General features: G+C 71.5%; 13 protein-coding genes. 11 read left to right on the top strand and 2 right to left on the bottom strand.

The annotated features are described in order from the left end of the window. The first annotated feature begins 12 nt into the window (after window positions 1–12). Window positions 13–609 (top strand): FMN-binding protein, encoded by a 597-nt coding sequence (locus JOD64_RS06680; RefSeq protein ID WP_204941438.1) that lies wholly within the window; start codon window positions 13–15, stop codon window positions 607–609. A 49-nt stretch (window positions 610–658) separates the two neighbouring features. Continuing rightward, window positions 659–1,381, top strand: a complete 723-nt coding sequence (locus tag JOD64_RS06675) for an FAD:protein FMN transferase (protein WP_204945938.1) — start codon at window positions 659–661, stop codon at window positions 1,379–1,381. A gap of 266 nt (window positions 1,382–1,647) precedes the next feature. Here JOD64_RS06675 and JOD64_RS06670 read toward each other — a convergent pair whose 3' ends face one another. Next, window positions 1,648–2,319: a bifunctional DNA primase/polymerase gene (locus tag JOD64_RS06670; protein WP_204945937.1), complete on the bottom strand. Its 672-nt coding sequence runs from the start codon at window positions 2,317–2,319 to the stop codon at window positions 1,648–1,650. Window positions 2,320–2,569: 250 nt separating this feature from the next. Between JOD64_RS06670 and JOD64_RS06665 the strand changes: the two genes are divergently transcribed. The 9 genes from JOD64_RS06665 to mctP all read left to right on the top strand — a co-directional run bounded on the left by JOD64_RS06665 (window position 2,570) and on the right by mctP (window position 12,200). Next, window positions 2,570–3,799: a helix-turn-helix domain-containing protein gene (locus tag JOD64_RS06665; protein WP_204941437.1), complete on the top strand. Its 1,230-nt coding sequence runs from the start codon at window positions 2,570–2,572 to the stop codon at window positions 3,797–3,799. A 16-nt stretch (window positions 3,800–3,815) separates the two neighbouring features. Beyond that, on the top strand, window positions 3,816–4,388 hold the full coding sequence (locus tag JOD64_RS06660; RefSeq protein WP_204941436.1) for a flavoprotein: 573 nt from the start codon (window positions 3,816–3,818) through the stop codon (window positions 4,386–4,388). A gap of 118 nt (window positions 4,389–4,506) precedes the next feature. Next, window positions 4,507–5,343, top strand: a complete 837-nt coding sequence (locus JOD64_RS06655; protein ID WP_372434227.1) for a Nif3-like dinuclear metal center hexameric protein — start codon at window positions 4,507–4,509, stop codon at window positions 5,341–5,343. Beyond that, the gene (locus JOD64_RS06650) at window positions 5,333–6,070 is read left to right on the top strand and encodes a zinc ribbon domain-containing protein (RefSeq protein WP_204941434.1); all 738 of its coding nucleotides are present in this window, start codon (window positions 5,333–5,335) and stop codon (window positions 6,068–6,070) included. The genes JOD64_RS06655 and JOD64_RS06650 overlap by 11 nt, the downstream gene beginning before the upstream one ends. A 3-nt stretch (window positions 6,071–6,073) precedes the next feature. Then, window positions 6,074–7,333, top strand: a complete 1,260-nt coding sequence (locus JOD64_RS06645; protein ID WP_204941433.1) for a bifunctional RNase H/acid phosphatase — start codon at window positions 6,074–6,076, stop codon at window positions 7,331–7,333. A gap of 29 nt (window positions 7,334–7,362) precedes the next feature. After that, entirely contained in the window at window positions 7,363–7,503 is a 141-nt protein-coding gene (locus JOD64_RS33910) for a putative leader peptide (RefSeq protein WP_372434088.1), read from the top strand. A 107-nt stretch (window positions 7,504–7,610) separates the two neighbouring features. Next, window positions 7,611–10,067 carry a M14 family zinc carboxypeptidase gene (locus JOD64_RS06640; RefSeq protein WP_204941432.1) on the top strand — a complete coding sequence of 819 codons (2,457 nt, stop codon included), beginning with the start codon at window positions 7,611–7,613 and terminating at the stop codon, window positions 10,065–10,067. Between the two features lie 241 nt (window positions 10,068–10,308). Continuing rightward, window positions 10,309–10,551 carry a DUF3311 domain-containing protein gene (locus JOD64_RS06635; protein WP_204941431.1) on the top strand — a complete coding sequence of 81 codons (243 nt, stop codon included), beginning with the start codon at window positions 10,309–10,311 and terminating at the stop codon, window positions 10,549–10,551. Continuing rightward, window positions 10,551–12,200 (top strand): monocarboxylate uptake permease MctP, encoded by a 1,650-nt coding sequence (gene mctP / locus JOD64_RS06630; RefSeq protein WP_204941430.1) that lies wholly within the window; start codon window positions 10,551–10,553, stop codon window positions 12,198–12,200. The genes JOD64_RS06635 and mctP overlap by 1 nt, the downstream gene beginning before the upstream one ends. A 70-nt stretch (window positions 12,201–12,270) precedes the next feature. Here the strand turns inward: mctP and JOD64_RS06625 are convergent, their stop codons facing one another. Beyond that, window positions 12,271–12,729 carry a MarR family winged helix-turn-helix transcriptional regulator gene (locus JOD64_RS06625; RefSeq protein ID WP_204941429.1) on the bottom strand — a complete coding sequence of 153 codons (459 nt, stop codon included), beginning with the start codon at window positions 12,727–12,729 and terminating at the stop codon, window positions 12,271–12,273. Window positions 12,730–12,771: the final 42 nt, after the last annotated feature.

Here is a 12,771-nt window from a genome sequence, read left to right as displayed (position 1 = left end):
GAAGGGCATTCCATGCGTCGCGCGTTGCTCGCGATCACCGGCCTGGCCGCCAGCACCACCGCGCTCGTGGTGTTCAAGGGTTCGCCGGGGGCCACCCAGGTCGCCCAGAACCTGCCGAGCGCCCAGCCGGTCAACCCCACCCCGCAGGATGTCGACCCGAGCGCCGACCCGCCGGTCGACCCGGCGGCCGGGGCGCCCACGCCGTCGGTGGCTCCCAGCGCGACGTCGTCGCCCAAACCCAGCAAGAGCACCGTCCGGCCGCCCGGCACCCGCACCACTACGAAGGCTCCCACCGCGCCGCGCACCACCACGAAGGCGCCGCAGCCGACCAACCGCCGGATCACCGGGCCGGGCGTCGACAACGAGTACGGGTACGTGCAGGTGCAGATCGTCGTCTCCGGTAACCGGATCGTCGACGCCGTCGCGCTCTCACTGCCCAGCGGGGGTGAATCCGACATCCACAGCGACGACGTCAGCGGCAGGTACGACGGCACCGGCGGCGAGGTGGTGCGGAAGCAGAGCGCCAACGTCAACACCGTCTCCGGTGCCACCGAGACCAGCGACTCCTACAAGCAGTCGCTGCGAGGCGCGATCGAGCAGGCGTTCTGACGTGCCGGCCGCGATGACCCGACCCGGGCTGTGCCGGGTCGAACAGATCATGGGTACGGCGGTCACCCTGGACCTCGCCGAGGACCTGCCGGCGGCGACCCTCAACGAGCTGGCCGACGAGGTCTTCGCCTGGATGCGTGAGGTGGACGCCCGGTTCAGTACGTACAAGCCGGACAGCGAGGTGTGCCGCTTCGACCGGGGCGAGGTGCTGCTCTCCGAGGCGTCGGCGGACCTGCGGTTCGTGCTGGAGGCCTGCGCCGACCTGTGGGGCGACACCGACGGGTTCTTCGACGCGTACGCCACCGGGCGGCTCGACCCGTCCGGCTTCGTCAAGGGCTGGGCGGCCCAGGTCGCCTCGGATCGCCTACTGGCCGCCGGTGCCGCGAACCACTGTGTGAACGCCGGCGGTGACGTGCGCGTGCGCGGCCTCTCGCCGTCCGGGGCACCGTGGCGCATCGGCATCCGGCACCCGTGGGACGCGATGGCGACCTGCCTGGTGCTCACCGGGACCGACCTGGCCGTGGCCACCTCCGGCGTCTACGAGCGGGGCCGGCACGTGCTGGACCCGCGCCGGGGCACGCCCGCCAGCGGGTTGCGCTCGGTGACCGTGGTCGGCACCGACCTCGGGGTGGCCGACGCGTACGCCACCGCCGCCCTGGCGATGGGGGTCACCGGTCTCGGTTGGTTGGACCGCCTCGACGAGCACAGCCACGCGGTCGTCACCGACGACGCCCGGCAGTACCACTCCGCCAACGTCCCGCTGACCGACTAGCGGAGCGGGCGGTTGGTGCCGGCCGGGCGGGAGCCGGTGGGGCGTGGGCGGCCGGGGCGTGAACCAGACGGCCGGGTGCCGGCCCAGCGGTGCCGTGGGTGGCTGCGTCGGGGCGGTTCGGTGCCGCCGCCGGGATGTTGCGCCCTGTCGTCCGTGGACATCGTTCCCCCGTTCGTGGCGCGCGTTCGCGCCGTCCCCCTGTCAACGAGGACCGGCGCCCCGGCGACGCTGTCGGGCACCGGATGGAATCGTCGACAGGGCCTGTCTCACCTGCCTCGTCGGGGTAGCGGCAGGTGGCCGGGGAGCAGGTCGGGGGCGAGCGTCACCCCGCTGGCGCGCAGCGCCCCGATCAACGTGTTCTGCACGAGGTACGAATCCGGAAGTTGCCAGCGGGCCTGCTCGGGGGCGACCGCCCAGCGGACCGTCCCCTCCGGCAGCCGGGTGGGCGGCGCGGGGATCCACGAGCCCGGCCCGTGCCGGACGACGTGGAAGCAGTGCTCCAGCTCCGGCCGGAGCGGATCGCCGGGGCGGACCAGGAACATCCACCGCCCGGTGGGGGTGACCAGCACCGGCCCGCGTACGCCGGTGCCGGCCGGGTGGGTCTGCACCGCGTCGAGCACGTGCCGGCCCAGGTGGGCGGGGACCTCCAGCACGTCGAAGGCCCGGCCGGTGGGCAGCAGCACCCCGTGTGGGCGGTTGCGCCACCAGGTGGCCACCCGGGACGGGTCGGCGCTGGCTGCCAGTTCCCAGTTCTCCAGGGCGGGGTGACAGCCCACGGTGGGACATCCGGCCCGGCCGCAGACGAAGCGGCTGCGGGCCAGGCAGGCGCCCGGGGTGACCTCCCACCCGTGGGTGGCGTATCGCATGGCGACCCGGCGCAGCCGGACCCGTTCCAGCGGCGACAGTTCGGCGACGCGCGGTACGACGTTCCCCCACATGTGTGCCATCTCCTCTCGTCGGGCCCGGCGATCGCCAGGTCGCGTGTCGAGCACCGTCACTGCCGTAACCCACGATCGTTGAGGTTGACGAACGGCCCGTGCAACTTGCACGAAAAGTACGAGGACTGGCTGTACGGCTGACGTACATCGTGTGCGACCAGCGAAAACCTGAAGATGTGAGCGAAAGTCGCCGCACCCGCGGACATCGCCCCGACCCGATTGGTCGCTGGCGGCAGGGGAGGATGGGGAGATGGACGAGCTACCCATAGGACGGCGAGTTGCCTACTGGCGGGGCCGACGCAAGATGTCGCAGCAGGTCTTCGCCGACCGGCTGGGCAAGTCGAAGAGCTGGGTGGACAAGGTCGAACGCGGCGTCCGCCGGTTGGACAAGTTCTCCGTCCTCTACGAGATCGCCGACATCCTCCAGGTGGACGTTCAGCTCCTCATGGGCAAGGACCCGGAGCGCCGCACCGACGCGCTGAACTGCATCGACCAGGTCGAGGTGCAGGAGATCCGGGCGGCGCTGGAACGGTACGACTCGATGAGCGCGTACTTCGACGCGGTGCCGTGCCCGCCGCCGCTGGACGACATGCGCAAGGCCGTCAACCACGCCTGGCTCACCTACCAGTACGGCCGCTACGGGATGCTCACCCGGGCGCTGCCCAAGCTGCTGCGCGACGCCCAGGCGGCCGATGCCGCCTACGGCGGTGAGCGGGCCGCCGAGGCGGCTCACCTGCTCGGGCAGGTCTACCAGATCGCCTCCTCGGTGTTGCGCAAGCTCGGTGAGTGCGAGCTCGCCTGGTTGGCCGCGGACCGGTCGATGGCGGTGGCCCAGCGGGCCGACGACCCGCTGCTGGCCGGCATCGCCACCACCCGGGTGTGCAATGCCCTGGTCGCGATGGGGCGGGCTCGTCCCGCGCTCGAGCTGAACGTGCAGATCGCCAACCGGCTGGCCCCGGGAGGGAGCAACGAGGTCTCCCCGGCCCGGCTCTCCGTCTACGGGATGCTGCTGCTCCAGGGCGCGATGGCCGCGTCCCGCATCGGCGACTCGGCCAGCGTCGACGACCTGATCAACTGTGCGCAGGAGGCCGCCACCCTGCTCGGCGGCGACTACAACCACTACTGGACGTCGTTCGGCCCCACCAATGTCGAACTGCACCGGGCCGCCGCCGCGGTGGAGCTGGGCGACGGGGGGCGGGCGGTGGAGGTGCACCAGCTGCGCATCGCGGAGCCCTCCTTCAACGCGCTGCTGCCCGAACGCCGCGCCCACCATCTGCTCGACATCGCCCGCGGCTACGCCCAACTGGGTGATGTGGCGAACGCCGGGGAGATGCTCCTGCTCGGTGATCGGCTCGCCCCGTCGGAGATCCGCTGCCGGCCGATCGCGCACGAGGTGATGTCGGACGTCCTTCGTCGCACACGTGGTGCGCCGCCTTCTCCGGTAGCGGAGTTGGCTGAGCACATGGGAGTAGGGGTATGAGCGCGGAGCCGGTTTGATGGCCGGTTCACTGCGCAACAGCGAGCACCGCGAGGTGCTCTACGTCATCGCCTGCGGCTCGCCGCTGGCACGGCACGTCGGTCGTCTGGTCGACCTTGCCCAACAGGACGGTTGGGACGTCTGCGTGGTCACCACGCCGGACGGCGCAAAGTTCGTCGACCAGTCGGCCCTGATTCGGCAGACCGGCCACCCGGTGCGGACGCACTACAAGAATCCGGGTGACCCGGACGTGCTGCCGCCCGCCGACGCCATGATCGTCTGCCCGGCCACCGTCAACACGGTCAACAAATGGGCGGCCGGGATCACCGATACCCTCGCGCTCGGTCTGCTGGTCGAGGCGCAGGGCAAGGGCGTCCCCCTCGTCGCGGTGCCGTACACCAACGCCGCGATGGCCGCCCACCCGGCGTTTCGTGCCGGGGTGGCTCGACTGGCCGAGTGGGGCGTCACGGTGCTCTTCGGCGAGCACGTGATCGCCCTGCACCCACCGGGCACGGGGGAGCAGCATTTGCATGACTTCCCGTGGGCGTTGCCGCTGGCCGCGTTGCACACCGTCTCCGTGAGCGCCGCCTAGGGCTCACGGCGGGCCTTCCGCTCGGCGCGGTCGGGCCGGGCGTCACCACTGGACCGCCCCCGCGCCGGTAAGCTGGCCCGCCGTGAGCACAAGCGGATCCGACCCCACGGTGACCGACGTGGTGGCCGAGCTGGAACGGCGCTATCCGCCGGTCTGGGCCGAGGAGTGGGACCGGGTGGGCCTGGTGCTCGGCGAGCCCGCCGCCCCGGTCCGCCGGGTGCTCTGTGTGGTCGACGTGGTGCCCGAGACGGTCGCCGAAGCGCTGGCCGCCGACGTGGACATGATCATCTCGCATCATCCGCTGCTGCTGCGCGGGGTCTCGTCGGTCGCTCCGACGACCTTCAAGGGGCGGATCATCCACCAGCTGATCCGGGCCGGGGTGGCGCTCTACGCGGCGCACACCAACGCCGACGTGGCCGCTCCGGGCGTCTCCGACGCCCTCGCCGCCCGGTTCCGGCTGACCGGGCTGCGTCCCCTGCAGCGGCCCGCGCCCGGCTCTCCCGCTCACGGCGACGACCGGGGTTTCGGTCGGATCGGCGAGCTGCCCCAGCCGATGACTCTCGCCGAGCTGACCCGGCACGCCGCCGCCGTGCTCCCCGTCACGTCCTGGGGAGTTCGCGCCGCGGGGGATCCCGGGCGTATGGTTCGTACCCTCGCCGTCAGCGGCGGGTCGGGGGACAGCTTCCTCGGCGCCGCGACCGCCGCCGGGGTGGACGCGTTCCTCACCGCCGACCTGCGGCACCACCCGGCCGGCGAGCACCTCGCCGCCGATGGTCCCGCCCTGATCGACGCCGCCCACTGGGCGACCGAACGACCGTGGCTGGACGACCTGGCCGCCCTCCTACGGGAGGCACTGGGCGTCGAGACGCTGGTGTCCGACCTGGACACCGACCCGTGGACCGTGCACGCCGCCGCACCCGCTGTGGACGACAAGGAGCCCGACCGTGAAGGCTGACCCTCAGGTGCAGCGCCGCCTGCTCGACCTCCAGGCGATCGACACCAACCTCGCCCAGCTCGCCCACCGCCGGCGGTCGCTGCCCGAGCGGGCCGAGCTGGAGTCGCTGGCCCGGGAGTTGTCGTCGTTGGAGGACGAGCGGGTCCGCGCCCAGGTGGCCGTTGACGACCTGGACCGGGACATCGCCCGGCTGGAGAAGGACGTCGAGCAGGTCCGGGCCCGTAAGGAGAAGGACCAGAACCGGCTCGCTGCCGGCACCGGCCCGGCCCGCGAGTTGGAGGCGCTCCAGCACGAGCTGGTCTCGCTGAACCGGCGCCAGGGCGACCTGGAGGACGCCGAGCTGGAGCTGATGGAGCAGCGGGAGACCGCCCAGGGCGTGCTGGACGGCGTGGAGCAGCGGTTGGCCGAGACCCGCGACAAGCGGGCCGCCACCGAGCAGCGCCGCGACCAAGCGATGGCCGAGATCGCCAAGGAGGAGGAGTTCAAGCGGGGGGCCCGTCAGCCGCTCGCCGCCGACCTCCCGAGCGACCTGGTCAACCTCTACGACAAGATCCGCGAGGACACCGGGCTGGGTGCCGCACTGCTCAGCGCGGGGCGCTGCGGCGGGTGCCGGTTGGAGCTTTCCGGTGCCGACCTGGCCCGGATCCGCAAGACCGCCCCGGACGACGTGGTCCGCTGCGAGGACTGCCGACGGATCATGGTTCGCACCAACGAGTCGGGTCTGTAGGTCGTGGCGCCGCGCGTGGTCGCCGTCGAGGCCGACGGTGGGTCCCGGGGCAACCCCGGCCCCGCCGGCTACGGCGCGGTGGTGCGCGACCCGGAGACCGGGGAGGTGCTCGCCGAGCGCTCCGAGTCGCTCGGCACGGCGACCAACAACGTCGCCGAGTACCAGGGGCTGATCGCCGGTTTGTCCGCCGCCGCCGAGCTGGGTGCCGCCGAGGTGGACGTCCGGATGGACTCCAAGCTGGTGGTCGAGCAGATGTGCGGCCGGTGGCAGATCAAGCACCCCGGCCTGCGACCCCTCGCCGCGCAGGCCGCCGGGTTGGTGGGCCGGTTCACCGCGGTCCGGTTCACCTGGATCCCCCGCGAGCAGAACCGGCATGCCGACGCGCTCGCCAACGCCGCCATGGACGCCGCCGCGGGTCGTCCGTCGGCGACTGCGGCCCCCGGCCGTCCTGCGACGACCGCGGCCCCCGGCCGTCCTGCGACGACCGCGGCCCCCGGCCGTCCTGCGACGACCGCGGCCCCCGGCCGTCCTGCGACGGCTGCGACCGCCGGCCAGCCCTCGACGACGCCCGCCGCCCCGATCGTCGGCAGCGACCCGGCGACCGCGCCGGCCTCGTGGGAGCCGCGACCGAGTTTCACCGCCACCCGGCTGATCCTGGTCCGGCACGGCGAGACCGAGTACACCGAGCAGCGGCGCTACTCCGGGCGCGGCGACGTGCCGCTCTCCGAGAGGGGCCGGGCCCAGGCCCGAGCCACCGGCACCCGGGTGGCCGCGCTGGCCCCGTCCGTCGCGGCCGTGCTCAGCTCACCGCTGTCCCGGTGTACGTCCACCGCGGCGGTGATCGCCGAGGCACTCGGTGACGTGCCGGTCCGCACCGACGACGACCTGATCGAGTGCGACTTCGGCCAGTGGGAGGGGCGCACCTTCGCCGAGGTGCGCCAGCAGTGGCCGGGGGAGATGGACGCCTGGCTCGCCTCACCCCGGATCGCCCCGCCGGGCGGGGAGTCGTTCACCCACGTCGCTGAACGCGCCCACCGCGTCATAGCGGGGCTCCTCACCGCGTACCCCGGGGAGACCGTGGTGGTCGTCTCGCACGTCTCGCCGATCAAGCTGGTGCTGCGCGACGCGCTCGCGGCCGGCGACGGGTTCCTGCATCGGCTCTTCCTGGACGCGGCCGGCATCTCGGTGCTCGACCTGTGGCCCGACGGTGGCGTCGCCGTCCGCACGGTCAACGACACCGCCCACCTCGCCGAGATCGACTAGTTCCCATCTGTCGGGAGGGTTCTGGCTCGATGGGCCGAACCTGTGCGGAAACTGTTGACAGTGGATGGACCCCGGTTCAAGATCGGTTCGTGCGAAGCGTTCACCTGACGAAGCGGGGTCACATCGACCTCCTGCGCGTCGCCAGCGCCGCCTGTCGACGTTCCATCTGACGCCGGGTTCCTCCCTCCCCCGCACGCTGTAGGCGTTTCCCATCCCCGCTGGTCTCCGGCCCCGCGGTGCGTCCGCCTGCGCGTCCCCCTCCGACAGGAGATCCGTCATGCTGTCCACAAGACGTCTACCCCGGCTCACCGCGACAGCGGTGAGCGCCGCGTTGCTCGCGACCGTGGCCCTGACCGAGCCGGCGTCCGCCACCGCGCTGCCCACGGTGCCGCCAGCCCCCGTCGACCTCTCCGACGTACGCGGCTACCCCCGCCAGAGCACCCTCCCGGTCTGGCCGGACAACCCGGCCGACGCTTCCATCCCGATCGGCGTGATTCCCTACGACGACATCGCGCCGAAGCTGAACGCGCTCCAGCGGGCCAGCGACCGGGTCTCCGCCCGGGTCGCCGGGAAGTCCGCGGGCGGCTACGACCTGTACGCGGTCACCGTGACCGCGCCGGAGAGCCGCAGTGAGGCGCGACAGCAGGAGACCTGGAAGCGGCTCATCGAGGACGAGCCGGCCCGGGCGCAGCGGGACCGCAAGCTGCTCGCCGGCTACAAGACGCCGCTCTTCATCAACGCCAACATCCACGGCAACGAGTGGGAGGGCACCGACGCCGCTCTGCGGGTGATCGAGGGCTTCGCCACCGACCGCACCTCGGAGGTCGCCGAGCTGTTGCGGCGCAACCGACTGGTCTTCAACATCACCTCGAACCCGGACGGCCGAGTCGCCGGCACCCGGGCCAACGCGGCCGGCTACGACCTCAACCGCGACCTGACCATCGTCGCGCAGCCGGAGACCAACCTCATCCGCGACCTGATCATCGACACCAAGCCGATCATCACGCTGGACCTGCACGGGTACGTCAACCCGACCCTGCTGCACCCGAGCACGCCGCCGCACAACGTCAACAACGAGTACGACCTGTACATCAAGCACGGCCTGCCCAACGCGCTGGCGATCGAGGAGGGCCTGCGCGGCCTCGGGTACGCCGAAACCCAGCGGGCCCGGATCCCGTTCCGCGACGACGAGCCGGGCGTGTGGGACGACTTCCCACCGATCTACGTGCCGTCGTTCGCCATGTTGCAGAGCAGCATCCCGTACACCATCGAGGCTCCGCTGAACCCGCGCGGCGGATCGCTCACCCCGGCCGAGCGGGTACGCCGCTCCGGTATCAACACCGACGTGCACGAGGTGGCGATCCGTACCTCGTTGCGTTACATCCAGGACCACCGGGCCGAGGTGCTGCACGACCAGGCCGAGGTCTACCGCCGGGGCCTGGCCGGTGAGCCGTTGCGCGACCTCCCCGACGGCTACGTGCCCGGCTGGGGACCGGAGGACAACTACAACACCACCTTCCCCCGGGCGTACGTCATCCCGAGCGGCACCGGTCAGCGTTCCGAGCCGGCGGCGGCCCGCCTGGTCGACCTGCTGATCGGCAGCGGTGGCCGGGTGTGGAGGGCGAAGCAGCCGTTCACCGCCGGCGGTAACCGCTACCAGGCCGGCTCGTACGTCGTGGACATGCATCAGCCCAAGCGCGGCCTGGTCAACTCGCTGCTCGAACCGGGCGCGGACATCACCGACCGGGTGGACGACCTGTACGCCGGACCGGCAGCCTGGAGTCAGGGCCTCACCTGGGGCGCCACCGTGGACACCCTCTGGAACACCCTGCCCCGGGTACGCCTGGAACGGACCTACGACGGGCGGGCCGAGGGCACGCTGCCCGCCGGCCGGTCCGACCTGCGCCTGGATCTGCGCGACGCCGCCGACCTGCTCGCGGTGAACTCGCTGCTCGCCAAGGGCGTCGAGGTCTACCGGCTCGGAGACGGGTCGGTGGTCGTTCCCGGCACCCCGTTCAACCGCACGTTGGCCGGTGCGGAGGTCCGCGCCCACGCGGTCAGCTTCGAGCGGGCGCCGGCCCGTTGGCGGGGCACCCGGCTGGACCGGGTCGTGGTCGGCTATCTCGGTACGGTCGAGGAGCGGGACACCCTCGCCGACCTCGGCTTCGAGGCGCGTGCGGTGACCGCCGCGACGCTGACCGACACGTTGACCGAGGACGTCGACGTGCTGCTGGTCGCCGGCAACGTCAACCTGGCGGACCTGACCGCCGAGAACCGGTCCGCCCTGGACCGCTTCCTCGCCGGCGGCGGTGGCGTGGTCGGCCTGGGCACCGCCGGGGCGTCCTTCAGCAACGCCGCCGCGCTGCTGACCGTGACCGCCACCGCGGCGCCGAGCCTGGCCAGCGGGGTGGCCAACATCGTGAACCACGGGGGACCGGTCACCACCTCGGCGATACCGCACACCTTCATCAGCCAGCCCGTCTGGTTCACCGACCTGGGTGCCAACGTCGAGGTCGAGCAGTCGTACGCGGCCGACCCGCTGCTCGCCGGCTGGTGGGCCACCGACGGCGCGAACGGGCAGACCTCGGCGGCCAACCAGGCCAGCATCGTGCGGGGTGTCTCCACCGCGGGCAACGGCGTGGTGCTGTTCGGCACCGACCCGACGTTCCGTCTGCACCCCAAGGGTCTGCAGTCGCAGCTCGGCCGGGCCGTGCTCTGGGCGGCACAGCGGTGACCGCGGCTGGGTGAAGCCAGCGATCGACAGTCGTGGGGCCCGGGTGCGAACCGCACCCGGGCCCCACACCGTCGACGGCCAGCCGCACCTGCTCATCCGCCAGCCGAACCGGGCGCGCCGTTCGGCGCAGCCGACAAACCGTTCAGCGCAGCACCTTCCGAGCGGGCGCGGTGACGGCCATCACAGGGTCGTAGCCTCCGGCCGTTACATCGAATGCCTCGACTCCCCGGAGGTGTGTCAGATGGCTGCACCCGAACCGGAGGCGCCCACCACGGCGCCGTCCAGGGCTAAGGACCACAGCCCCTGGAACTGGTTGCTCTTCATTCCCATCGTGGTGCCGCTGATCCCGGTCTTCTTCAACGGCGACTCGCCCCGGGTCTTCGGCTTCCCGCGCTTCTACTGGCTGCAACTGGCGTACATCCTGCTCGGCGTCACCACCACGACGCTGGTCTACCAGATGACGAAGAAGCGGGGAGGCCGCTGATGTGGCGGGACCATCTCACCGAGATCATCGTCTTCACGTTCCTCTTCCTGCTGGTGAGCGTGATGGGCTTCGTGGCCGCCCGGTGGCGGGCACCGAAGGACATGGCGCACCTGGACGAGTGGGGGCTGGGCGGCCGCAGTTTCGGCGGCTGGATCACCTGGTTCCTGGTCGGCGGTGACCTCTACACCGCGTACACCTTCGTGGCGGTGCCGGCGTTGATGTTCGGTGCCGGCGCGGCCGGGTTCTTCGCCGTGCCGTACACGATCGTCATCTATCCGCTGGTCTTCCTGGTGCTGGTGCGGCTCTGGTCGGTGTCGCACCGGCACGGGTTCGTCACGCCGGCCGACTTCGTCCGCAACCGGTTCGACTCACCGGTGCTGGCACTGCTGATCGCCATCACCGGCATCGTCGCCACCATGCCGTACATCGCGTTGCAGCTGGTCGGCATCGAGGCGGTGCTCAAGACGATGGGTGTCACCGGCGACAACGCGCTGGCCCGGCACCTGCCGATCATCATCGCGTTCGCCATCCTGGCCGCCTACACGTACCAGTCGGGGCTGCGCGCGCCGGCGCTGATCGCGTTCGTCAAGGACAGCCTGATCTACATCGTCATCCTGGTGGCGATCGTCTACCTGCCGTACAAGCTGGGTGGCTGGGGTGACATCTTCGCCGCCGCGGACGCGAAGTTCGACGCCTCACCCAACCCGAACGACGGCATTCTGCTCAACGGCAACAACCAGCTTCAGTACGTCACGTTGGCGCTCGGTTCGGCGTTGGCGCTCTTCCTCTACCCGCACAGCATCACCGGTGTGCTGGCCAGCCGGAACCGGGACGTGATCAAGCGGAACATGTCGGCGCTGCCGGCGTACAGCCTGCTGTTGGGGTTGATCGCGCTGCTCGGCTACATGGCCATCGCGGCCGGCGTGAAGCCGCTGCCGGGCGCGAAGGAGGGGACGGTCGACAGCAACACCGTCGTGCCGCTGCTGTTCGACCAGCAGTTCCCGGACTGGTTCGCCGGTGTGGCGTACGCGGCGATCGGCATCGGCGCGCTGGTGCCCGCGGCGATCATGTCGATCGCGGCGGCGAACCTGTTCACCCGCAACATCTACAAGGAGTACCTGAAGCGGGACGCCTCCCCGGCCCAGGAGGCGAACGTCTCGAAGATCACCTCCCTGGTGGTGAAGGTCGGCGCGGTGGCCTGCATCGTCTTCCTCGACCCGCAGTTCTCCATCGACCTTCAGCTGATCGGCGGCGTGATCATCCTGCAGACGCTGCCGGCGGTGGCGTTGGGCCTCTACACCCGCTGGTTCCACCGCACCGGGCTGATCGTCGGCTGGGCGGTGGGCATGGGCCTGGGCATGTGGATGCTCTACCAGGTGGCCAGCCCGACCCGGAAGCACTTCGGTGGCTCGGCGTTCCCGCTGTCGGAGTTCGGCTTCGACACCACCCGGACGATCTACGTCGGCATCGTGGCGGTGGCGGTCAACCTGGCCGTCGCGGCGCTGGTGACGCTGGCGCTGCGGGCCGCCAAGGTGGAGGAGGGAGTCGACGGCACCACGCCGGACGACTACTTCGCCGACGAGGGCGACCCCCGGGTCACCCCCGGCACCGAACGCGACGCCGACTCGGCCCGCGAACCGGTCGCCTGACCTCTCGGGTACGCCCGGGTGCCGACGTGATCGGTGCCCGGGCGTTCCTGTTTCGCGGCGGCCGGCGCGGTCAGCGTTGGCGGTTGCGGGATATCAGGGCCTGGTTGAGGCGGCCCAGGAGGGTCGCCAGCGTGGCCCGGTCCTCGGCGCTCCAGTCGGCCAGCATGTCGCCGTAGAGCCGGGTGCGGGCGGCCTGCACGGCGGCCATCCGCTGCAGACCGGCCGAGGTCGGGGAGATGACCGTGCCCCGTCCATCGGACGGATCCGGGGTGCGGGTGATCAGGCCGTCCCGCTGTAGCGCGGACACCTGCCGGGTCACGGTCGAGCCGTCCAGGTTGAGCCGGGCGGCGAGCGCGGAGACGTTCTGCGGGCCGGCGTCGGCCAGGTGGCGCAGGATGACGTACGCCGCTCGGTCGAGCACCCGGTGCTCGGCGGTGCCGGTGGCCCGCCGGGTCGCTTCGCCGAACCGCATCAGCAGGGCAACCTCGGTTTCGATCTGGCCGAGGGTGCTCTCGTGGTCATCACTCATAGCTGTATGATACAGGATAAGTACCTGCATCATACAGCTAAT

The sequence above is a fragment of the Micromonospora luteifusca genome, assembly GCF_016907275.1.
Classification (GTDB): domain Bacteria; phylum Actinomycetota; class Actinomycetes; order Mycobacteriales; family Micromonosporaceae; genus Micromonospora; species Micromonospora luteifusca.
This window is presented reverse-complemented; position numbering and strand designations above follow the sequence as displayed.

Coding starts and splice junctions, on each gene's coding strand:
- JOD64_RS06680 (WP_204941438.1), top strand. CDS start 13: ATGCGTCGCGCGTTGCTCGCGATCACCGGCCTGGCCGCCAGCACCACC.
- JOD64_RS06675 (WP_204945938.1), top strand. CDS start 659: ATGGGTACGGCGGTCACCCTGGACCTCGCCGAGGACCTGCCGGCGGCG.
- JOD64_RS06670 (WP_204945937.1), bottom strand. CDS start 2,319: ATGTGGGGGAACGTCGTACCGCGCGTCGCCGAACTGTCGCCGCTGGAA.
- JOD64_RS06665 (WP_204941437.1), top strand. CDS start 2,570: ATGGACGAGCTACCCATAGGACGGCGAGTTGCCTACTGGCGGGGCCGA.
- JOD64_RS06660 (WP_204941436.1), top strand. CDS start 3,816: ATGGCCGGTTCACTGCGCAACAGCGAGCACCGCGAGGTGCTCTACGTC.
- JOD64_RS33910 (WP_372434088.1), top strand. CDS start 7,363: ATGGGCCGAACCTGTGCGGAAACTGTTGACAGTGGATGGACCCCGGTT.
- JOD64_RS06640 (WP_204941432.1), top strand. CDS start 7,611: ATGCTGTCCACAAGACGTCTACCCCGGCTCACCGCGACAGCGGTGAGC.
- JOD64_RS06635 (WP_204941431.1), top strand. CDS start 10,309: ATGGCTGCACCCGAACCGGAGGCGCCCACCACGGCGCCGTCCAGGGCT.
- mctP (WP_204941430.1), top strand. CDS start 10,551: ATGTGGCGGGACCATCTCACCGAGATCATCGTCTTCACGTTCCTCTTC.
- JOD64_RS06625 (WP_204941429.1), bottom strand. CDS start 12,729: ATGAGTGATGACCACGAGAGCACCCTCGGCCAGATCGAAACCGAGGTT.